Genomic DNA, 22,839 nt, shown 5'->3' with positions numbered 1-22,839 from the left:
ACCTCAATCAAAATTTTGATTGAGGTTTTCATTTTTATATTGTATTAGGAAAAATTATCCTAAAGCAACTCTTCTGAAACCTGTAACAGTTAAACTACCGTCAACAGATTTAATGTAAGCAGCAACACTCATAGAACCGTCTTTAATATAGTCTTGGTTTACTAAAGTATTGTCTTTGTAGAAACGTTGGATTTTACCTTTAGAGATGTTATCTAACATAGCTTCTGGTTTTCCTTCTGCTCTTAATTGCTCTTTAGCAATTTCGATTTCTTTTTCAATGATTGCAGCATCAACACCAGCTTCGTTTAAAGCAATTGGGTTCATAGCAGCAGCTTGCATTGCAACGTTTTTAGCAGCTTCTTCAGCACCTTCTACATTAGCAGATAAAGCAACTAAAGTAGCAATTTTACCAGCGTGGATGTAAGAACCGATGAAAGCACCTTCTAAACGCTCAAAAGCACCGATTTCAATTTTCTCACCGATAACTCCTGTTTGCTCGATTAATTTCTCAGCTACAGTAATACCGCCAAAATCAGAAGCTAATAATTCTTCTTTAGTAGCATAGTTTAAAGCTTGAGTAGCTAAATCAGTAGCTAATTTTACAAAACCTTCATTTTTACCTACGAAGTCAGTTTCACAGTTTAATGTGATTACAACACCAGCTGTTTTATCTGCATTAACAACAGCGATAGCAGCACCTTCAGTAGACTCTCTGTCAGAACGGTTAGCAGCAACTTTTTGTCCTTTTTTTCTAAGGATTTCAATTGCTTTATCAAAATCACCTTCAGCTTCTACTAAAGCTTTTTTACAGTCCATCATACCAGCACCAGTAGCTGTTCTTAATTTATTTACGTCTGCAGCAGTAATATTTGCCATAACTTTGTTTTTGTTTTAAAAGTAAAAATTCCAAAAGACAAAAACCAAATTCCAATTTTAAATTATTATCAACATTTGTTTCAAATAAGCCTTTGGAATTTGGAGATTGTTTTGGAATTATGAATAATTTATTCGTTGTTTGTTGTAGCTTCTTGTTTTGTATCAGCTTCTTTAGCTTCGTCTTTTTCAGCTTTTCTATCAGCTAAACCTTCAACGATAGCACCAGATACTAATGAAAGAACTTTGTCAATTGATTTAGAAGCGTCATCATTCGCAGGGATTACGAAATCGATCGGACGAGGATCAGAGTTAGTATCCACCATTGCAAAAACTGGAATGTTTAATTTTAATGCTTCTTTTACTGCGATATGTTCTGCTTTCACATCAACTACAAATAGAGCAGCAGGCAATCTAGTCATGTCTGCAATAGAACCTAAGTTTTTCTCTAATTTTGCACGTAAACGGTCAACTTGTAAACGCTCTTTTTTAGAAAGGGTGTTAAATGTTCCGTCTTTCTTCATTCTGTCAATCGAAGCCATTTTCTTAACGGCTTTACGAATCGTAACGAAGTTTGTTAACATACCACCTGGCCATCTTTCAGTGATGTAAGGCATGTTACATGCAGCTGCTTTTTCAGCAACAATGTCTTTAGCTTGTTTTTTGGTAGCTACGAAAAGTACTTTTCTACCAGAAGCAGCAATTTTTTTCAAAGCTTCATTAGCTTCTTCGATTTTAGCTGCAGTTTTGTATAAGTTAATGATATGGATACCATTACGCTCCATATAGATGTAAGGAGCCATGTTTGGATCCCACTTGCGAGTCATGTGTCCAAAGTGAACACCAGCTTCTAATAACTCTTTAACTTCTATTTTGTTTGCCATTTTGTGTACTAGTTTACGTTCCGTTGATTAGCAATGAATAAGTAGCGATGTTCTCGGTCTTATCCATTTAGATGCTAAACTAATTCCCTTTTTAAAAGGAATATCGGCAACTTTGTTTTTAAATTCAATAATAAATGAACGAGAAATTGATTAACGTTTAGAGAATTGGAATCTCTTACGTGCTTTCTTCTGACCAAATTTCTTACGCTCAACCATACGAGGATCTCTAGTTAATAATCCTTCTGGTTTTAAAATAGCTCTGTTTTCAGCTTCTACTTCACACATTGCTCTAGCGATAGCCATACGTACAGCTTCTGCTTGACCAGTTGTACCACCACCATAAACATTTACTTTAACGTCAAAGTTTCCTGCATTTTCAGTCATTGCTAAAGGTTGCATTACTTTGTACTGTAATGTTGGTGTAGGGAAGTAGTTAGTAAATTCTCTTTTGTTTACTGTGATGTTACCAGTACCTTCAGTAACATAAACACGAGCAACAGCGGTTTTTCTTCTACCGATTTTGTGAATAACTCCCATTACTTAAGATCGTTTAAGTTTACAGTTTTAGGTTGTTGAGCATCATGTTTGTGCTCTGAACCTACATATACATTTAAATTACGGAATAACTGAGCACCTAATTTGTTTTTAGGTAACATTCCTTTTACAGCTTTTTCTACTAAGATTGCAGGATTTTTAGCCTGTTGTTCTTTAGCAGTTAAAGTTCTTTGACCACCTGGATAACCTGTATGACGCAAGTAAATTTTGTCATTCAATTTGTTACCAGTAAGGTTGATTTTTTCTGCGTTGATAACAATTACGTTATCTCCACAATCAACGTGCGGTGTATAATTTGGTTTGTACTTACCTCTAAGTAACATAGCGACTTTAGAAGCAAAGCGACCCAAATTATGCCCTTCAGCGTCTACAACAATCCACTGCTTGTCTGCAGTAGCTTTGTTAGCTGATACTGTCTTGTAGCTTAATGTGTTCACAATAATTAATTTTAATTAAACATTCCATTCCCAATTAAGGGAGTGCAAAAGTACAATTATTTCATATAAAAGCAAATAGTATTTTGATTTTTATTTCATTAGCATTTCTTTTTAGGTTTTGTTAGGTAATTTACATCTTGTCAATTATTTATATTATTATTGAGAAATTTATAAATTTTATTAATTTTACTTTCTAATTTGAGAATATGAAACCAAAAGCAACTTTAAAGCAAATAGCAAAAGAATTAGGAGTGTCTGTTTCAACTGTTTCAAAGGCGTTAAATGACAGCCCTGAAATTAGTGAGGCAACTAAAGTCAAAATTAAAGAATATGCTACATTTAAAAATTATAAGCCCAATAGTATTGCTAAGAACTTAAAAAATCAGCGAACAAACACTCTAGGGGTTATACTTCCTAATATCTTGAATCCTTTTTTTGCTAAAGTGTTTTCCGGAATTGAGAAAAAAGCTATTGAACTAGGATATAATGTAATTACAGGGATATCTAACGAATCGTGTAAGAAAGAGAAGCAGGTGATAGAAATGCTTAATAACGGAACTATTGATGGTTTTATTCTTTCTATCTCTGAAGAAACGCAAGTTTTAAAAGAATACGATCACTTAAATAATGTTATTAAATGGGGAACTCCTATTGTGATGTTTGACAGGGTTGCGGATGAAGTGATTTGTGATAAAGTGATTGTAGATGATTTTGATTCGGCTTTTGATGCAACTAATCATTTAATTAAAACCGGATGTAAAAAAATTGCGGTGGTAAATAGTATTCCAAATTTGAGTGTTGTGAAGTTGCGTCTAGAAGGTTTTGAAAAAGCAATGAAAGAAGCAGGTATGGAAGCAGATATGGTTATTCTTTCCGAGAGCGATTTGGATAGCTTTAATGATCAGTTGAAAACTTTAGTTGATACTAAAGCATTAGATGGTATTTTTGCTTTGGACGAACATGCTGCAACGATGACTATGAAATTAGCTATTAAAGCAGGTTATGAAATTCCCGAAGAATTATCGATCATTGGTTTTGCAGATGGCGTTTGGTCAAAACGATTAACGCCAAGTATGTCAACTGTGAGTCAACATGCGCCTGAAATAGGAGAAAAAACAGCAGAATTGCTAATTGATAGAATTAATAATGAAGATGAATTTTATCGTTATCAAACCTATACTATAAAAACAGAATTAAGACAACGCGAATCGACCCGTAAATTATAATTATAGCGGGTTTTCGTTTTGCTTTTTGCGATCGTCTCGCCAAGTGATATATCCTAAAGTAGCATTGAACAGATAGAACACATATTTAGTGGTATTGGCAATGTTCATCAACATCAAATTCTGAATAATTTTGAACAGATTATAAATTTGCCATGTTACCCAATTATCAGGATACATTCGTCCTAAGTTGAATGTTCCTCCAAAACTGATTCCGGCCGGAATAGTTATCGCTAAAAATAAATTCCAATCAATGTCGTTTTCGGTTAAATAGAAAAAAGCGATAAAGTTCAAAACAAAAGAAAGCGTTAACCCTAAAGCCATGTTTCGAAAGAAAATCAAATCAATTTGATTTAGAAAACGTTTCTTTTTCCAAATTCGGAAAGCAATGTAGTTTCCTATGAAAGAAACCGGATACGTCAGAACGGCACCTACATTTCCCAATAAAAAATCGATGGTTCCGCTTAAAACTGTATTACAAGTTCCGATTAAGTTGCCAAAGTTGTTTTTTTTGGTGACCAATCGCGTAGCCATCATGGAAAAACAGGTATTGAGAATGGAAAAATAACCCAAGAAAAAAATATAGTTTTTTCCGTTGAACGAAAAGCTATAAGTGGTCTTATAATATTCCAAATAGATAGAAACAGCAACTACAAGAACTACTCCTACAACATCCAAATATTGGCTGTTAGTGACCTTTTTAACAAAGGCTAGGGTAGAAGGAGTAGTTGTTGCAGTGTTATCTTGCATTATTCTTTGGTAAAGTTGAATTTCATGCCACCTTGTTTCAAAATCAGTCCTTTGTCTTCAAAGTCAATCTCAATTCCGGCTGAAGCAAAGATAAATGTTTTTTCGCTTTGCATCGTTAACGGAAAAGCAGATTGTCCTGTACCTTGAGCCATTAATTCTCCGTTTTTCCCAAAAACGGTTAGTTTAAGCGAAATTTGAGCTGAAGCATAGGTTCCGGAATATTGAGCAATCATTTCATCGCTTAGTTTCTCAAAGTTTGGGAAAGGGAAAGGCAATTTGTAATACATGCTGAGTACACCAATCATAATATCATTTAAGCTATAATTACTTCCGTTCTCAATTAAAGAAACCGATAACTTTTCGTCAGGGTTATACCCCATAGTAGCATTGAAATTTTCGATCTTTCCATTGTGACCAAAGAATTTTCGGTCGCCAAAAGGGAATTGGAACAAAGCCATTCCATAGCCATCTTTCATTTCAGTCATCATTTCCAATGATTTTGGTTTGATTAATTTGCCTTCAAATAGAGAACTGATGAATCGAGTTAGATCAGCCGGAGTAGAAATGATTCCTCCGGAAGCAAAAGCAGTGTCATTTTTCCATTCCGGAAAACGTTGCCATTGATCTCCGTCAAAATGATAAGAATAACTTTCTTTATTCTGAGCGTTTGTAGCGTCTGGTTTATAGTAGGTATTTATAAGATTTGCTTTTTTAACAATGTGATCTTCTAAGTTTTCTGCGAAAGATTTTTGAGTTACTTTTTCAATAATTCCTCCCAATAAAAAATAATTGGAATTGCTGTATTCAAATTTAGTTCCCGGACTAAAACGCGAATCGTATTTGGCAATTTTATCGTAAAGTGCTTTTTTAATATCTGCCGAATTCATTTCAGTATCGGTAATGCTGTCTTGGTTCACGTAATCTGGAATTCCGGTTCTTTGATGCAATAAATCGTAAATAGAAATATTTTCTGCGTTAGCTACTTTTGGGAAAAAGCGTGTCAATTTAGTTTCCGGGCGCAACTTTTTTTCTTCAATTAACTGAAGAATCATGACAGCAGTAAACGTTTTAGAAATAGAACCGATTTTATATTTTGTCAAACGGTCGGCAGTAATTTGCTGTTCCACATCTGCAAAACCATAGGCTTTGTTAAAAACCACGTTCTCGCCTTCGCGAATGCACAAACTTCCCATGAACTTGTTGTTGTCATATAGGTATTTTAGATATTGGTCGATTTTTTCAAAACGATCTTGGCTAAAAAGGATGTTTGAAAAAGTTAAAGCTAGAAGTAGGATTAGTTTTTTCATGTTTGTTATGCTTTTGATTTTTTAAATTCCAGGTAAGAATATACTATTGGTACAGCACTAATAATGATTGTTACACCTAAAAAGAGATATAAGCTCAAATTTTCGGGTAGGAGTAAAGAAAATAGGATGATTAAAAGTCCGCCTGTAAACCATAATTTGCCACCTAAAAGATGTGTTTTTTTCCAAACGTCTTCGTTTTCTAACGTCCAAGGTGTGCGGATGCCAATAAAATAGTTTGGTTTAATAGTTTTGAAATAATTGCCTAAAATCGTAAATAATAACCCAATTAAAATAAAAATAAAAGTCGGTTTTGATTCTGATTGTTTAGTGCTGTAGATAATAAATGCAGCTAATGCTGACATAAATATTGACAAAGCAAATCGAAGATGATTCAGTTTATTGCCCATATTGTTTAGCTTTCCTTTGGGATCAACTTTGGGTAAAACCAAAAAAAGGAAGTAGCCCAATCCAGCCATCATAAAAGTGGTGAGCCAAAGTCCATTTTTAGAACCATAACGGTCAATTTCACCGGAGGCATTCCAATGCATAGGGATAGTTTCCGGTAATTGATTCCAGATAGAAGCTAAATACACAAAAGGGATCAGCGCAATTAAAATAAATGGAATTTCTTTTTTTAAGGTTGTCATTATTGTTTTTTTAAGGTTAATAACCATTTTAAAATATCATCTACTATAGTGGTGTTTAGCGAATAAATCACAAATTGACCTTGTTTTTCACTGGTAACCAGATCAGCTTGTTTGAGTAAATCCAAATGATGTGAAATACTCGGTTTGGAAATATTGAAATGTTCTGCAATTTCACCGGCTGTTAAATCGCCTTTACGCAACATCTCTAAAATTTCCCTTCGGGTTTCATCATTTAAGGCTTTAAAAATAGTATTCACGATTATTACATATTTAGGCAAATATCTAAATATTATTTTAAAATTGCAAATAGTCTAAATTTATTAATGTTTTTAAAAGGAGAAAAACAGATAAAAAAAGAGTTTAACTAATAAAAATATCTTAGTTAAACTCAATATAATATGAAAACAAAATAGTTTTATTTTCCTCTATTTAACGCCCAAAGAATAGCTTTTTCTTTTGTCGCTCTGAAAATAGTATTGTGTTGCTCTTTCGGTTCGTCTGAATACTGCCATTTTAAGGTAGATGGCTTTTCTTCAGTCAATATTTTAGATAATTGATTGGTGTATAGTGAAATATCTGTAGCACTTGAACCTGCAAACCACAAAACTTTTTCCTCTTCTGGGAATTGAGATAAATGCTCATGTGCTGTTTGAACCAAATAATGGTCGTTCCACCACAAAGAAGGATCAAAAGCAATATAATAATCAAACATTTCGGGTTTTAAGAAGAAAGTTTCCATAACGAATAATCCGGATAAAGATTCTCCCAAAATACCTTTTTCATTTGTTGTTCGGTATCTTTTGTTGATTTCAGGAAATAACTCCTCATGAATAAAAGCTCTGAATTTTTCAGAACCACCAATAACCGGAGCAACTTCTTTATCTTTTTCTACTGTTGTAGGACCTGTTAGATCTCTTCTTCGTTGCGTATTTTCAATACCCACCAGAATAAAAGGAGGTATTTTTTTTGATTGAATAAGTGCTGCAAAAGTATTGGCAATATGAGGAAAATCTTCTTGTATTCCACCGTCAGCCATATACATTACAGGTAAAGAATCTGAAGTTTTGGTGTAATCTTCAGGAGTCCATACATTGATAGTCCTTGTTTCGCCAACTTGTTTGGATTCAAGAGTAAACGTTTCATGATTCGGGATTGGATCGTTTGGTGGAGTACCTTTTGAGCAGCTCATCATTACAAAAAGAATAAAAAATAATGCGTATTGAATTGATTTCATAGTGGTTTGAATTTAAAGAATACTAAAATCAATGCGCTTCCAGCCAATTATTTCCTTCGCCCATATCAACCACTAACGGAACTTTAAGTTTAAACGCATTTTCCATTTCGTGTTGAATCATCGGTTTTATTTTTTCTAATTCTGAGTTGTGCACATCAAACACCAATTCGTCATGAACTTGCAATAACATTTTTGATTTCCAATTTTCAGCTTTCAATCGTCTGTAAATGTTAATCATCGCAATTTTGATAATGTCGGCAGCACTTCCTTGAATTGGTGCATTCACCGCATTTCGTTCGGCAGCACCACGAACTACAGCATTAGCCGAATTAATATCTTTTAAATAACGTCTTCTTCCTGAAACTGTTTCTACATAGCCATGTTCGCGAGCAAATTCAATTTGTTCTTGAATGTACGCTTTTAATCTTGGATAGGTTTTGTAATACGCATCGATTAAAGCAGCACTTTCGCTACGAGTTAAATCGGTTTGGTTACTCAATCCAAAAGCAGAAACGCCATAAATAATTCCGAAGTTTACCGTTTTGGCATTGCTACGTTGCTCTTTGGTAACTTCTTCTAAAGCTACATTGAACACTTTTGCAGCGGTACTTCGGTGAATATCTTCGTGATTTTGGAAGGCTTTAATCATATTTTCTTCGCCCGATAAAGCAGCAATAATGCGCAATTCAATTTGAGAATAATCGGCAGCTAACAAGGTGTAATTTTCATCACGAGCAATAAATGCTTTACGAATTTGACGACCACGTTCGGTACGAATCGGAATATTCTGTAAGTTCGGATTGTTAGAACTCAAACGACCTGTTGCAGCAACCGTTTGCATATAATCAGTATGAACACGATTGGTTTTTGGATCCACTTGGTTAGGCAAAGCGTCAACATAGGTATTTTGTAATTTTACCATTTGGCGCCATTCTAAAATATGTTGTACAATTTCGTTGTCTTTGGCTAAATAACTTAGCACCTCTTCGCCCGTTGCATATTGACCGGTTTTGGTTTTCTTAGGTTTTGAACCGCCAATTTTAAGTTTGTCGAATAAAATATCACCTAATTGTTTTGGCGAAGCCAAATTGAATGTTTCACCGGCTTCGTCGTATATTTTTTGTTCGAAAGCGGCAATTTCTTTCGCCATATCGGTTGACATCGCTTTTAAGAAATCGACATCTAAACGAATGCCTTCGCGTTCCATGGCTGCTAAAACTTCTACTAACGGAATTTCAATTTCATCGAATAGTTTTTTGGTGCCAACACGCTCTAAAATAGGCTGAAAATGTTGTTTTAATTGTAACGTAATATCAGCATCTTCCACCGCGTATTCTTTTACCGCTTCTACTTCAACCTGACGCATGGATAATTGGTTTTTTCCTTTTTTACCAATTAAAGTTTCAATAGGTTTAGGCGAATATTTTAAATAGGTTTCGCTCAATACATCCATATTGTGACGCATGTCTGGATTGATCAAATAATGCGCAATCATAGTGTCAAACAAATTCCCTTTGATTTCAATACCGTAGTTAGCCAAAATTTTAATGTCATATTTCATGTTTTGACCAATTTTCTCAATATTTTCATTAGAGAAAAACGGAATAAATTTTTCGGCTAAAACTTTTGCTTCCTCTTGGTTTTCCGGAAACGGAACGTAAAAACCTTTTCCCTTTTCCCATGAAAAAGCAATTCCAACCAATTCGGCATTTAAAGCATCAATTCCTGTCGTTTCGGTATCAAAACAAACGGAAGTTTGCTTTTCTAAATTTTGTAAAAACAACTTTAAACCTAAATCGCCTTGCACGATTTGATAAAAATGTTCGGTTGATTCTAGAGTGGCATAAAAAGAGTTGGTTGGTGTTTCTTCTTCATCACTAAAACCGAATAAATCCATTTGATTTTCTGAACTTTTGGCTTTTGGCTTTTGGCTTTTTTTATTGTCAGTTCGAGTGGAGTCGAGAACATCATTTGTAGAAATTTCATCATATTCTTTACCCGAACCAAAAAGCTTGTCGAATTGTGTTTTCATTTGACGGAACTCCAATTCTTGAAAAATAGCGTCCGTTTTTTCCACATCGGGTTTAGACAATTCAAAATCTTTTTCATCAAACTCAACCGGACAATCGAGTAGGATAGTGGCCAATTTTTTAGACAGGATTCCTTTTTCTTTATTGGCTTCGATGTTTTCTTTCATTTTGCCTTTTAGCTCGTGAGTGTTGGCTAAAAGATTTTCGATAGAACCATATTGTGCTAAGAATTTTTTTGCGGTTTTTTCGCCAACACCCGGTAACCCCGGAATGTTATCGACAGCATCACCCATCATCGCTAAAAAGTCAATTACTTGTAAAGGATGTTCAACTTCAAATTTTGCTTGAACCTCAGGAATTCCCCAAATTTCGATATCGTTACCCATTCGAGCCGGGCGATACATAAAAATATTTTCAGAAACTAATTGAGCAAAATCTTTATCAGGAGTTACCATAAAAACTTGGTAGCCTTGTTTTTCAGCTTGTTTTGCTAATGTTCCAATTAAATCATCGGCTTCAAAACCTGCTTTTTCCATGATTGGAATTTGCATGGCGCTCAATAATTCCTGAATATAAGGAACGGCAATTTTGATAGCTTCCGGCGTTTCTTCACGATTGGCTTTGTATTCTTGGAACATTTCCAAACGATAATCACTTCCACCTTTGTCAAACGCTACGGCTAAATGGTCTGGTTTTTCGCGACGAATTACGTCCATCAAAGAGTTCATAAAACCCATAATGGCAGATGTATCCATCCCTTTTGAGTTGATTCTTGGGTTTTTAATAAAAGCGTAATATCCTCTAAAAATTAAAGCGTAAGCATCGAGTAGAAATAATCGTTTTTGTGACATTTGAAATGTAATTGGTTCCTAAACAAAGGTAGAATATTATTTTAAAAAAATAAGAGTTCCTTTTGAGAACTCTTATTTAACGGGATTCGAAAAATTACTTAACTACTTACTTTTTCAAAAATTTTATATTCGCTTCTTTACCGTCATAAGAAGTTAGTTTTGCCAAGTAAAAACCTGGTGTTAAGTTTTCTGTTGCGGTTGTGTTAGAATTTAATTCTGTTTTAACTAATTGTCCTTGTATGTTGTAAATTTCTATAGTTTTTATTTCTTCATTGTTATTTGATGAAATAGTAAATTGATTTTCTACAGGATTAGGATATAATGAGAAGTTGTTTTGTTCAAAATGGTTTGATGATAAAGTATAACAATCTGTTGAAAAGGATGCTGAACTGATGAAAAAATCCCAACCATTTGTAATCATTGCTGACGGATCATTAACTTGCACACAGTCTAAATTTGGATTTCCGTTTAAATCGAAAAAAGCATAACTGCTATCATTATCACCAGCTAAGTTAATTTTCTGAAAATCATTTCCATATAAGTCTAATTCCATTAAATCAGTAGAATTGCTTAAATCAAGGTTATTTGCAATACTATTATTTGATGCATATAGTTTTTTCACAGTTGCTGGAATAACCAAGCTTGTTAAATTATTATTGCTACAATTTAAAAACTGAATATTGGTCTGATTTGTAAAGTCTAGTGTATTTAAATTGTTATTAGAACAATCTATTGTATTAAGTGAGTTGTCGCAATCTGTAAGATTTAAGGAATTTAGGTTACAATTACTAACTTTTAATACACTAAGTCCTAATTGACCTGTTAAATTTATTGAACCAATAGGATTATTGTTAAGTTCTAATCTATTAAGATAAAGATTGGTGATATTAATTCCATTGAGATTGCAATTGTTAGCCGTTATTTGTTGCAGCGATGTTGAATTCGATAAATCTATTGAGCTAATTGGGTTTTCATCGATATAAAGTTTTCTAATAGTTGTGGCAGATGGTAGCGTTAATGAAGATAAATTGCAACCGCTTAAATTCACTTCAAAAAGATTGGTAGCAACAGTAGGGAAAGTGAAGGATGAAAGATTATAATTAACCCGAAGATTAATTGTGTTAATGTTAGGATTATTCGATAAATCAACTGTAGTTAAATTGCAACTCACACAATATATATGCGTAAGGTTTGTAAAAGCTTCAATACCAGATAAATTAGTAATGTTTAAATCAGTCATATCTAAACTGGTAACTGCTTGAGCATCAGAATTTAAAATATTTCCATTCATGCCGTTTGTGTCAAATCCTTGATCTACAAGATATTGTTCAAAATAAAAATCTGCAATGGATGTAGTTTGAGCATTTGCCCAAAATGAAGCTAATAAGCTTACTAAAAATAATTTTGTTTTCATATGTTTATAATTTATTTGTTATAAGTAACATATGGTATCGCCTTTTTAATTATTGGATTTTTGTTTTTAGTGGCGATTTCATAAGTAGTTAAGATTTAAAATGTTTATATAAAAAGTATTTGAATTACAATCCAAATTATGGTACCGTAAAGCGCTGTTAAAAGCAGTTCTAAGCGGTATTTTTCTATCGATTTTTTTATGATTTTCATAGTTTACAATTATTTCTTGCAAAATTTTAGTACTGAAATATTACCATTGTTGTCGGATACTTTTGCCACATAAATTCCGCTAGAAAAAGATTTAACATCAAGTGTGTTTTGTTTGCTTTCTAAGATTTTTTTACCAGATAAATCAAATATTTCTGTTTTAGAAATTGTATTTTCAGAAGTGATTGATAAGAAATCAGAAACAGGATTTGGATAAATTACAAAAGTGGTCTCATTAAAAGAGTTTGAACTCAAATTTGCACATTCGGTTTCGTTGTTAACATAACTTCCATTAGCATCAATGTACCAACCAGAATAACTATTAGTTGCATTGTCAACAAATACACATGTTAAATTTGGACTTGTATTTGCATAAAAACTAGTGATAGCAGCATTATTGCCATTTCTTAAGTTTACAGTTGTAAGAAAAGATCCCCTAACATCTACATCAATTAAGTTTGGATTGTTTGATAAATCTATTGATGTGTAAATATTACCTGAAGTATTTAAAACTTGAAGTGCTGTGTTTTGAGATAAATCTAACGCTCCAATATTGTTTAAAGCACAATTAAAATGGGTTAAATTAACAAAAGCTTCAATTCCTGTAATGTCATTAATTACAAACTGTAAAGAAATATCAAGTGATGTTACTGCTGCAGCATCAGTATCTAAAATATTACCATTTAATCCATTGGTGTCTATTCCTAAATCAATTAGTTTTTGTTCAAAATTTGCATCAGGAATGGCTGTGGTTTGTGCAATTGCTGTTAATGTAAAGAATGTTGCTAAAAAGAGTAATTGTTTTTTCATAATGTCTTTTATTTTAATGAGGATAAACTTCTATCATATTTTCAAGGTTGTCTGCTTCGGTGCTATCTACTGTTTTGGTTTCTAAAATTTCTTCTTTACCATAATCAGTTGAAATCAAGTAAATACGAACTGGTAACCAAGCGGCGTCTTTTAAAATTTCCTTTACACTGTTATTGTAAACTCCACCACCACAGTCTTTGTATAAGCGCACAGGAAAAGCGGCTTTAACTTTTTGGAATTCAGTATAGCTTAGTTTTTTGTAATACTTTGCTTCCACCATAAATTCAACACTATTGAAAGTATGCCAATTAAACTTTGGATCTTCCGCTAGTTTAAAAACTGGTTTTTCAAAATAAGCACCTTGGTAACCTGCTCTTGAATCGTGTAAGATTTTAACAATTTCTTCCTCTGTAGGATTTGGAACACCATCATACCAGCCGCTGCCAAAATAACTTCTATTGTAAACCCATTTGTCTCCAACAAAGTCATAGCGATAATCTGAACGTTCCCAACGATATACGTTATCCACATCGGTTTTCCATTTGCTTTCTGCGGTGCGCTCGTACCATTTTTCAGTAGGTGTAGTATGAACCGTTCCTTCGTCGCTTGTAAAACGAACTTCAATAGCACCTTTTTCTTTTAATAAATCCGTTATTTCTGCATCAGAAGGATGATCTCCAGTTGTTTTTGAACATGCATGTAATGTCATAATAGTTAAGATTAAGAGTAAATTTTTCATTAGTTATTTTTTATGTTTTGAACTTCTTTAGCTAGTTGATTTAAGAAAACAAATAATTAGAACGAACGTACTGCCCTAACCTGATACCCATTAGTTTTCGCATTTGCAGCGTATACTGTGCCAGTTGCAAAATCAACAGAACGTGCAGATGTAGAACTTTGTTCCGAACTTGACCAATAACGTTGCGCAATAAATCCGCCAATTAACCCAGCATTAGGATAAATAGCTAGAAGTTCGTTCACGCTAGGTAAGTACCAATCTGTGTATCCATTTATTGTTTGTGCATCACAGGACTGTGCAGCTGTGCCAGCACCACAAACACTTGTAATTTGGATGGTATTTGCTGCTCCGGTTCCTAGGTTCATACTTGTTCCTCCAACAACGATACCTGCACAACCCCAGCCATAAGAGCTCAATAAATCTGCGTTTGCAGCAATTAATCCGTGCATTTCACTAGCAGAATAGCCAGGATCCCCAGATTGCAAAATATATGCAACAATACCTCCGCCATAAGAAGTTCCTATAGTTAGTGCTTGTACCGAAACACTAAATGTACACGTTTGTCCACCAAAACTTATTGAGAAATTCGCAGTACCTGTTCCTGAAGGAATTCCTGTTATTGCTAAAGTTAAATTTCCGCTTCCGTTTGTTACAGTCCCATTATTTAATGTTGCCGTTAATCCTGTTACACCAGTTGATGTAATAGTTTGACCACTGTATGGGCCTCCATTTCCGCCTGTGTAAGGTAAAAGTACACTAACTCCAACGGTGTTTACCATTGCGTAAACGGAACTAGTAGTACTTGCTGAACCACAATTTAATGCATTCACTTCTGCTGGGCAATAACTATTAGTCCACATTGGTTGACCACTGCAAAAAGTTAGATAATAATTATTGTTTGTAGATGGAGGTAAAGAAATCCAATTTGTTCCATCCCAGTATTTTATTTCGCCTGGTTGTGTTCCGTTTGTAAATCCATTTCCAGATGGACCTGTTAAATTAGCAGTTGTAAAAGATGAACCATCAGAATAATTGAAAGTATATGTTCCATTTCCATTGTTAACAGTTGATATAATTCCAACACCATCAGCTCCTGCTGGTCCTTGTCCGTTTCCAGAAGTTTCTGCATATAAAGCATAAGGTACACTTAAAAATTGGTTAGTACCTGTTATAGTATAACTATTTCCACCTAACGGATCGATTTCTGTCTTAATAAAATAAGGTCCGTTTGACCAATCTATACTAGAAAAATTGTCAGAAGTAGTTCCGTTTCCGATTTCAAAGGTTACTAAACCATTTGCATTTGAAGTTGGGTTGTGTGTTTCACTGTAAATAGAACTTCCAGAAGCAGAACCTTGTAAAATGCTTATTTGAATACCAACAGATTGGTTTGCCAAAAGTTGATTAGCATTATCTCTAATCACTGTTTGATAGCTCATTTTTTCTGGAGTTTGTGACCAAGAAATTGTGAAAATTAGAAAAGATAAAAGAGTTAATATTTTTTTCATGAGTTAGTCTTTTTTAATTATTTTGAAAGTATTGCCAATGCTGTTATTTTTTAAAATGTTTAGTAGAAATGTAGCTTGTGGTAGTTGGCTAACATTAATTGTAGTTTTTGAATTACTTAGTTTTCCTGATTGGATTAATCGCCCGTTGATATCAAATAATTGAAACTCTAAACCTTCAAATTCCTGTATAGAAATCGTAACGAATTGCGTAGTCGGGTTTGGAAACACACTAATATTTTCTATCAATCCAAAGTCTTTTATCTCAAGAACTGATATTTCATAAGGTTGCTGTACACCTTCAATTATATTTATATTTCCGTCGGTTTGAAAAGCGTAATTAGTTTGTCCAATGCTATAGCTTGATGAGCCTCCAGAACCAATTGTTTCGCCACCAGCACTAACACTATTTTCTTGAGCTAATATTATATTAATAGCCAATACACAAAATCCAGTCAATAATGATTTCATCTTTTTCTTATATAATTAAATCCCGAATTTTTTTCCTAAACCTTTAAGTTTACTTTCCTTTTTCAATTGATTAGTTGTAGAATTAGTGTTTGAAGTATTATTTTGAGTTGCAGTTTCCTCTTTTGCAATTTCACCACGTTTACCAATGAATTTTCCATCAATCCAAGCACTTTGAATTTCGTCAAATGTTACAAAGTAGCGGTTGCTATTGTATTCATCTATTTTGGTTATTTTTCCGGTATAAAAGTCTTTTCCTTGACCGTTCCAATTTACAATTACATTGTCGCCAATGTTGAACTTTTCTGGACCAGCAGTAATTCCCGTGTTAATTCCTTCAGCACAATTTTTATCAGCAGCTTGTTTACAAGCATTGATTTGTGAAGAATTAGGGGCATAAGCAAACTCTAAATCTGATATTTTATAAACATCCCCTTCTTTTTGAACCGCAATTCTACCAAAAGAATAGTTGTCTCGATCATAGAATTGTAACATTCCGCTTTGTTGGTGTTTTATACTTGGATGTTCGCAGTAAATGGTAGCATACGTTTTTACACCATTCTTGATGTTCTCTACTAATTGTTTTCCTCTTTCGTTTAAAGTAGCTTCAGATCCATTTTCGAAATAAAATGAAGAAAGCATGTGATACGCCATTAACTCTGCTTTTTTGGCATCGCCACTATACATTATATTGTGAATCCAAACAATAGCTTCTTTATCATTTTTAAAAGCAGGAATATCGATAGAACCCATTGCCGCTAATTGATTTTTAGCAATCTCATCGCCATACATTTCTTGCATGTTGCGAAGATTTTCGGCTTCTTCACTGCTAATTTTTTTGGTTTCTAATACTTCTTCTTTTCCATAACTATTTGAAATCATAGCCATTTGAACAGGAAGCCAAGAAGCGTCTTTAAAGATTTTTTTTGCAGTATTGTCATATTTTCCGTTGCCGCAATCTTTGTATAAACGTACTGGGAATGTGGCTTTTACTTTTTGGAATTCGGTATAGCTTACTTTTTTAAAATAAACCGCTTCTACATTAAATTCTACACTGTTGAAAGTATGCCAATTGAATTTTGGTTCTTTAGTTAATTTAAAAACCGGTTTTTGGAAATAAGCTCCTTGGTAACCCACCATTGAGTTTTCTAAGATTGAAACTATTTCTTTTTCCGTGGGATTTGGAATGCCATCGTACCATCCAGAACCAAAATACGTTCTGTTATACGACCATTTTCCACCTCTGAAATCATAGCGATAATCGGAACGTTCCCAACGATAAATATTTGGAATTTCTGTTTTCCATTTGCTTTCTGCGGTGCGTTCGTACCATTTTTCAGTAACAGTAGTATGAACAGTTCCTTTTGCACTGGTAAATTTTACATCGATAGCACCTTTTCCTTTTAATAAAGAAACAATTTCTGCATCAGAAGGTTGTGCAAAACTATTAGTCGTAAAAAAACTAAATAATAAAGTAGTAAGTAGTAGTAAAGAATTTTTCATAGTTAATGATTTTAACGCTGTAAAAATACAAATGCTTAAAAATCAATAATTTATAAAAAATGTTTTTTTAGTGAATGACCAAATTAGTAGGGTGAAAGTATTTTTTTTATGGGTGAATGATTAGAGTAGATTTATCATTTTTAGTAATTCATCTCGGTGCGACTTACCAACAGATATTTTATGACTGTTTACATATACATTACTTTCGTCAATGAAATCGATATGTTTAATATTGATTACAAAAGAACGATGTACTCTTAAAAAATGGTGTTGAGGTAATTTTTCTTCAACCGATTTTAAGGTATGTGTAATCAAAAATTTATTGTCGTTGGTATGGAGAAAGCAATAGTTGTCATAGGCTTCAAAATGGCTTACCTCTATTGCAGGAACTTTTACCATTTTGCCTTGATGTTTTACAAAGAAGTCATCGATAGTTTTTTCAGGTTCTATTTTAGTTTGTTCCGTGTTTTTTTTGAATAAACCCAAGGTTACGTTTGCCAATAAGTTTTCTTCTGTAAAAGGTTTTACAATATAGCCTACCGGATTGCATTCTTTAATGCGTTGGATAGTCATAGGATCAGACAAAGAAGTAATGAAGATGTAAGGAATTTTTAATTCAGCATCAATTTTTTTAGCCAAATCAATTCCGTCTCCTTTTCCTTCTAATGTAATATCTAAAAGAACTAAACTTGGTTTAATTTCGGAAATCTCTTCGTAGGCATCTTCAATATTATCGGCATCACCCACAATTTGATAATGATACTTTTTTAGAGCCGTTTCAATAGTTTGCTCAATTAGCAGTTCGTCTTCAACTATGTAAATTCTATTCATTAGACTAAAGTAAAACGTTTCATTATTATAGTTACAGTTGTGCCATTTTCTCTTGTAAAAGTAACTTTTCCTTTTAATTTTTTAGATAAAGAATGGATTAATTTTATTCCAAAAGAATCGGGATTAGGTTCTTTTACCAATCCTTTTCCATTATCGGAAACTGTTAAAATTACTTCTTCGTCTTGTTTATGTAGATTAACTTTAATTATCGGATTTGTAAAACGTTCATCAAAAGCATGTTTGATAATATTGGTCACCAATTCGTTTACAATTAAACCAATTGGAGTAATAGTGTCTACATTAAACACAAGATTTTCAACCGAAATTTCTGTTTTTAAATTTTCAATTTTGGTCGCTTGATATTCGGTTAAATCATTAACTAAATCCGTAATGTATTCTTTGGCATTAATCCCAACAATTTCATCTCTATTATATAACCGTTGGTGAATTAAAATCATCGAGCGAACTCTGTTTTGTGCTTCGCGTATTGCATCTATAGCGGCTTTGTTTTGTAAACTTTCCGATTGTAAATACAACAAACTGGAAACAATTTGAAAGTTGTTTTTTACGCGATGATGTGTTTCTTTTAACAATGTGTTTTTTTCATCGACCAATGTTTCCAAAATTTTCTTTTGGCTGGCTAATTTTCTTCTTTGTTTGTTTACAATATAAATACTCGAAATGACAATAAGTAGCACTAAGCCTAAAGCAATAATGTAATTGTGTAAACGTTTTTGTTCTGCTTCTTTTTCTTCAATTAGCTTTTGTTTTTTATCTGTTTCGTAAACAATTTCCAATTCGTTCAAGTTTCTGTTCGATTCAATTGAAAAAACCGAATCTTTCATTTGGGAATACAACTTGTAATAGTTTAAGGCTTTTTCTGGATGTTGTAATTTTTCTTCGATTTCATAAACGGAACGATATAAATCACTTAAAAGTTCATTGCGTTCGGTAGCTTTAGCATATTGAATTCCTTTTTCATAATATTCAAGAGCTTTTTCAAAGTTGTGTTCTTTTTCAAAAACGTTTCCTAAACCTTTGTAGCAAAAAGCTAAAGTGTTTTCATCGGTATTTTTTATTAATATTTTTTCGGCATCAAAATAGAATTTTTTAGCATCTTTATAATTTTCTAAACAAAAGTAAGCTTCGCCAATATTTACTAATGAAGTTCCAATATCAAATGGACTTTGCAATTCTTCGGATAATTTTAAAGAAGCATTGGCATACCATAACGCGCTATCGCAATGTTTTTGGTTTTGATGAATAATACCGATATTACTATAGGTGTAACAAACACCTTTTTTATCATTTAATCGTTTTTTAATCTTTAATGATTTAGAAAAGTATTCTAACGCTTTTTGGTTGTTGTTTTTGGTTCGATAAATTAAACCAATGTTGTTCAGTGTCTTAGCGAGAGTTTCTTCATCCTTAATTTTCTCTTGAATTTTAGCGGCTTCCAAGTAATTTTCAAGTGCTTTAGCAAAAACACCACGATAATAAAAACTAGCGCCTATATTGAGGTATACTTTGGCCATGCCAGTTTCATCTTTAATACTTTTGTAACCTTCAAAACTTTTTTGATAATTTAAAATTGCCAAATCATATTTTCCATGTAAATCATTAGCAGAACCTAAACAGGTATAAGCTTCAGCTTCAAGTTTAGGATGTTTTTTTTTGGCCATTGACAAAGCTTCTTCTGCAAAAGCAATTGAAGAATCGTAATCAGTAGGAGCAATTTCCCAACTCAAATCATTTAGAATTTTGATTTTTTCTTTATCGTTTTTACTTTCTGCTAGGCTCTTTTTCAAAGAGTCAATTACATCTTGTGCATGACTACTATGAGGCAGAAAAAAAGCAAATAGGAAACAATAAGTTAAGAGTAGTTTTGTTTTCATATAAAAGACTTACTATCCAAATTTAATATTATTTTAAAGAAACAAAATAAAAATGTTATCAAGTGGAATGGGATTAAATAAGAAATAAATCAATTTGGAGCGAAAAAATGTGTTTTTTCTAGTAGATCATAAAGTTTCATAATCCGAAAATGAGGTTTTATGGAAAGAAATAGAGCTTTCGTGAACTTTATAAATATCTAAAAATCTTTATTGACTAGCTTTGAAACATGAATAAGTTAGTTGATCCATATAATTTAATTTTTGCTATTTCAGTTCTGGTTTTAATTTTAAACTTAATTGTGCTATTTATACTATAAGTAATTGTTAGAATCTCGTTAAACTTTATTGAGAATCAAATTTCTAGGAGAAGAATTAGTTACTTTGCATAAAATATTGATTTATGTATCGTATTATTGTCCCAATATTGATCTTTCTTTTTATAGAAATATATTCTTTTCAAGCAGTTAAAACCGCTGCCAAATCGAAATGGGTATTGTTGATCTACGGAATAATATCTGTGGTCTTTTTACTTTATTTAGCCTATTACTTTTTTACGTTTGATAGAAATACAGCTCAGGATAAACGTTTTCAGTGGACTATTGGTTTACTTCTATTGTTGTATTTGCCTAAAATTATTTTAACGTTAACGTTGTTTTCGGAAGATGTCTTCAGATTGTTTCAAGGTACTTTCCAATATTTTTCAAAAAGTGAAGAAACAACAGTGAGTTTTTTACCGGAACGAAGAAAATTTGTGAGTCAAATGGCTTTAGTTTTAGCTGCCGTTCCTTTTACATCGCTTTTGTATGGTATGACCAAAGGAAAATACAATTTTAAAGTAATGAAGCAAACCTTGTTTTTTCCGGATCTACCAGAAAGTTTTGACGGAACAACAATTACACATATTTCAGATATTCATAGTGGAAGTTTTGACGATGCAGAGAAAATCCAATATGCTATTGATTTGATTAACGAACAGCAATCAGATTTAGTATTGTTTACCGGTGATATCGTGAATACACATGCTTCTGAAATGGATCCTTGGATTGATACGTTTAAAAAAATTCACCAACCGGTTTTAGGGAAATATTCAGTTTTAGGGAATCATGATTATGGGGAATATTATGATTGGAATTCTAAGGAAGCTAAAGAAGAAAATTTTAAAGCAATAAAAGATTTACATCAAAAAATAGATTTCAACTTATTACTTAATGAAAACGTTGAGATTAAAAAAGGCTCTGATTCCATTAAATTAGTTGGAGTTGAAAATTGGGGTAAGAACTTTAAACAGGCTGGTGATTTAAGGAAAGCCTCTCAAGGAATACAAGAAAATGATTTTAAGATATTAATGAGTCATGATCCAAGTCATTGGGAATATGAAGTTAAAAATCACCCGAATAATTACCATTTAACGCTTTCTGGGCATACACACGGATTTCAGTTTGGAATTGAAGTTCCCGGTTGGATCAAATGGAGTCCGGTGCAATATGTATATAAGCAATGGGCAGGATTGTATGAAAATCTAGGGCGCTATGTATATGTTAATCGCGGATTTGGCTTTCATGCTTATCCTGGAAGAGTGGGGATTATGCCAGAAATTACGGTTATTGAACTAAAAAAAGGAGAAAATATAGCTTAATTCAGTAAAAATGCTACATTTGTATATTGTTTTCTACGAAAAACGTATTTTTTGATCCTTTAAAATCAATTTTATGTCAAAATTTGGAGAGTTAATTGATGCTAGAGTTCCTGTACTAATTGATTTTTTTACAGAATGGAACGATTCGTCTGTAGCCATGAACGAAGTGATCCGTGATGTTGCTGCAGCATTAGGCGATAAAGCAAGGGTAATTAAAATTGATGTGGAAAAAAACAGAGAATTAGCCGATGCTCTAAGAGTGAAAGGTTTACCAACTTTAATGATCTATAAAGCAGGACAAATGGTTTGGCGTCAAAGCGGAGAGTTAGATGCAAATACATTAATAGCTTTAGTTCAAGAGCAGGCTTAATCTAGTTTTCCAAACTCAAATCCCTTACTTTTTAACGCTTTTATTACTTCCGGGAGGGCTACTTGCAAGTTAGGCCAAGCTTTCTTACTGTCGTGAAATACGATAATGCTTCCGTTTTGCACATTCTTTACAACATTTTGAATACAAACTTCTGTAGAAGTGTTGGCATCAAAATCATAAGTAATAATATCCCACATGACAATTGTATAGCCTTTTTTACGAATGATTCTGGCTTGTGAAGGCTTAATCTTTCCGTAAGGAGGGCGAAAAAGCTTTTGTGCTGTTTTTGCTTCTTGTGAAATGATATTTTCGCAAGCTTCAAAATTTTGAATATACTCTTTGGCTGACGTTTTCCATCCTTTTAAGTGATTGAAAGTGTGGTTGCCAACAGAATGTCCTGCTGCAATTACTTTTTTAAAGATATCGGGATGTTTTTTAATATTGTCACCAATACAGAAAAAGGTTGCCGGAATATTTTCTTCTTTTAAAAGATTCAAAACCCATTCGGTTATCTCCGGAATCGGACCGTCATCAAAAGTGAGATACACTTTTTTTTCGGCATTCGGAACTGACCAAAGATACTTTGGAAACAAAAACTTGATGATTTTATATGTTTTAACCCAATTCATATAGTTAAAAAAGCCACGATCATAAATCGTGGCTTTTTCTGG

General features: G+C 33.1%; 22 protein-coding genes. 3 read left to right on the top strand and 19 right to left on the bottom strand.

The annotated features are described in order from the left end of the window. Positions 1-54 precede the first annotated feature (54 nt). From tsf to rplM, 4 genes are all read right to left on the bottom strand, one after another. Positions 55-876, bottom strand: a complete 822-nt coding sequence (tsf, locus tag ACUSJC_RS12000) for a translation elongation factor Ts (protein ID WP_449269809.1) — start codon at positions 874-876, stop codon at positions 55-57. A gap of 128 nt (positions 877-1,004) precedes the next feature. Further along, on the bottom strand, positions 1,005-1,757 hold the full coding sequence (gene rpsB / locus ACUSJC_RS11995; protein WP_449269808.1) for a 30S ribosomal protein S2: 753 nt from the start codon (positions 1,755-1,757) through the stop codon (positions 1,005-1,007). Positions 1,758-1,907: 150 nt separating this feature from the next. After that, entirely contained in the window at positions 1,908-2,294 is a 387-nt protein-coding gene (gene rpsI, locus ACUSJC_RS11990; RefSeq protein ID WP_449269807.1) for a 30S ribosomal protein S9, read from the bottom strand. Beyond that, a complete protein-coding gene (gene rplM, locus ACUSJC_RS11985) occupies positions 2,294-2,749 on the bottom strand; it encodes a 50S ribosomal protein L13 (RefSeq protein WP_449269806.1) in 456 nt (151 codons plus the stop codon). Before rplM ends, rpsI begins: the two co-directional genes overlap by 1 nt. Before the next feature lie 206 nt (positions 2,750-2,955). Between rplM and ACUSJC_RS11980 the strand changes: the two genes are divergently transcribed. Beyond that, a complete protein-coding gene (locus ACUSJC_RS11980; RefSeq protein ID WP_449269805.1) occupies positions 2,956-3,975 on the top strand; it encodes a LacI family DNA-binding transcriptional regulator in 1,020 nt (339 codons plus the stop codon). Here the strand turns inward: ACUSJC_RS11980 and ACUSJC_RS11975 are convergent, their stop codons facing one another. The 14 genes from ACUSJC_RS11975 to ACUSJC_RS11910 form a co-directional block, all read right to left on the bottom strand. Then, entirely contained in the window at positions 3,976-4,722 is a 747-nt protein-coding gene (locus tag ACUSJC_RS11975; protein WP_449269804.1) for a nicotinamide mononucleotide transporter family protein, read from the bottom strand. Next, positions 4,722-6,029 (bottom strand): serine hydrolase domain-containing protein, encoded by a 1,308-nt coding sequence (locus ACUSJC_RS11970; protein WP_449269803.1) that lies wholly within the window; start codon positions 6,027-6,029, stop codon positions 4,722-4,724. The genes ACUSJC_RS11975 and ACUSJC_RS11970 overlap by 1 nt, the downstream gene beginning before the upstream one ends. 5 nt (positions 6,030-6,034) lie before the next feature. Further along, the gene (locus ACUSJC_RS11965) at positions 6,035-6,676 is read right to left on the bottom strand and encodes an SdpI family protein (protein ID WP_449269802.1); all 642 of its coding nucleotides are present in this window, start codon (positions 6,674-6,676) and stop codon (positions 6,035-6,037) included. After that, positions 6,676-6,933: an autorepressor SdpR family transcription factor gene (locus tag ACUSJC_RS11960; protein WP_449269801.1), complete on the bottom strand. Its 258-nt coding sequence runs from the start codon at positions 6,931-6,933 to the stop codon at positions 6,676-6,678. Before ACUSJC_RS11960 ends, ACUSJC_RS11965 begins: the two co-directional genes overlap by 1 nt. A gap of 158 nt (positions 6,934-7,091) precedes the next feature. Next, a complete protein-coding gene (locus ACUSJC_RS11955; protein ID WP_449269800.1) occupies positions 7,092-7,910 on the bottom strand; it encodes an alpha/beta hydrolase in 819 nt (272 codons plus the stop codon). Positions 7,911-7,938: 28 nt separating this feature from the next. Beyond that, the gene (polA, locus tag ACUSJC_RS11950; RefSeq protein ID WP_449269799.1) at positions 7,939-10,791 is read right to left on the bottom strand and encodes a DNA polymerase I; all 2,853 of its coding nucleotides are present in this window, start codon (positions 10,789-10,791) and stop codon (positions 7,939-7,941) included. A gap of 106 nt (positions 10,792-10,897) precedes the next feature. Then, entirely contained in the window at positions 10,898-12,205 is a 1,308-nt protein-coding gene (locus tag ACUSJC_RS11945) for a T9SS type A sorting domain-containing protein (RefSeq protein WP_449269798.1), read from the bottom strand. Positions 12,206-12,423: 218 nt separating this feature from the next. Next, the gene (locus ACUSJC_RS11940) at positions 12,424-13,221 is read right to left on the bottom strand and encodes a T9SS type A sorting domain-containing protein (RefSeq protein WP_449269797.1); all 798 of its coding nucleotides are present in this window, start codon (positions 13,219-13,221) and stop codon (positions 12,424-12,426) included. Between the two features lie 13 nt (positions 13,222-13,234). After that, entirely contained in the window at positions 13,235-13,960 is a 726-nt protein-coding gene (locus ACUSJC_RS11935; RefSeq protein ID WP_449269796.1) for a hypothetical protein, read from the bottom strand. A 56-nt stretch (positions 13,961-14,016) separates the two neighbouring features. Then, the gene (locus ACUSJC_RS11930) at positions 14,017-15,468 is read right to left on the bottom strand and encodes an Lcl domain-containing protein (RefSeq protein ID WP_449269795.1); all 1,452 of its coding nucleotides are present in this window, start codon (positions 15,466-15,468) and stop codon (positions 14,017-14,019) included. A gap of 3 nt (positions 15,469-15,471) precedes the next feature. Further along, a complete protein-coding gene (locus tag ACUSJC_RS11925) occupies positions 15,472-15,936 on the bottom strand; it encodes a T9SS type A sorting domain-containing protein (RefSeq protein ID WP_449269794.1) in 465 nt (154 codons plus the stop codon). Between the two features lie 15 nt (positions 15,937-15,951). Continuing rightward, a complete protein-coding gene (locus tag ACUSJC_RS11920; RefSeq protein ID WP_449269793.1) occupies positions 15,952-17,436 on the bottom strand; it encodes a hypothetical protein in 1,485 nt (494 codons plus the stop codon). A 120-nt stretch (positions 17,437-17,556) separates the two neighbouring features. Continuing rightward, positions 17,557-18,267: a LytR/AlgR family response regulator transcription factor gene (locus ACUSJC_RS11915; RefSeq protein ID WP_449269792.1), complete on the bottom strand. Its 711-nt coding sequence runs from the start codon at positions 18,265-18,267 to the stop codon at positions 17,557-17,559. Further along, positions 18,267-20,075 carry a tetratricopeptide repeat-containing sensor histidine kinase gene (locus tag ACUSJC_RS11910; RefSeq protein ID WP_449269791.1) on the bottom strand — a complete coding sequence of 603 codons (1,809 nt, stop codon included), beginning with the start codon at positions 20,073-20,075 and terminating at the stop codon, positions 18,267-18,269. Before ACUSJC_RS11910 ends, ACUSJC_RS11915 begins: the two co-directional genes overlap by 1 nt. 487 nt (positions 20,076-20,562) lie before the next feature. Between ACUSJC_RS11910 and ACUSJC_RS11905 the strand changes: the two genes are divergently transcribed. After that, entirely contained in the window at positions 20,563-21,798 is a 1,236-nt protein-coding gene (locus ACUSJC_RS11905; protein WP_449269790.1) for a metallophosphoesterase, read from the top strand. 73 nt (positions 21,799-21,871) lie between these two features. Continuing rightward, positions 21,872-22,168 carry a thioredoxin family protein gene (locus ACUSJC_RS11900; protein WP_449269789.1) on the top strand — a complete coding sequence of 99 codons (297 nt, stop codon included), beginning with the start codon at positions 21,872-21,874 and terminating at the stop codon, positions 22,166-22,168. Here the strand turns inward: ACUSJC_RS11900 and ACUSJC_RS11895 are convergent. Further along, positions 22,165-22,797, bottom strand: coding sequence for a polysaccharide deacetylase family protein (locus ACUSJC_RS11895; RefSeq protein ID WP_449269788.1), 633 nt, complete (start codon positions 22,795-22,797; stop codon positions 22,165-22,167). The two genes, ACUSJC_RS11900 and ACUSJC_RS11895, sit on opposite strands and share 4 nt — an antisense overlap. Between the last annotated feature and the right edge of the window lie 42 nt (positions 22,798-22,839).

Source organism: Flavobacterium sp. U410, from assembly GCF_053570605.1.
The sequence above is the reverse complement of the archived record's forward strand: the minus strand, read 5'-3'. Positions and strand labels throughout refer to the sequence as shown.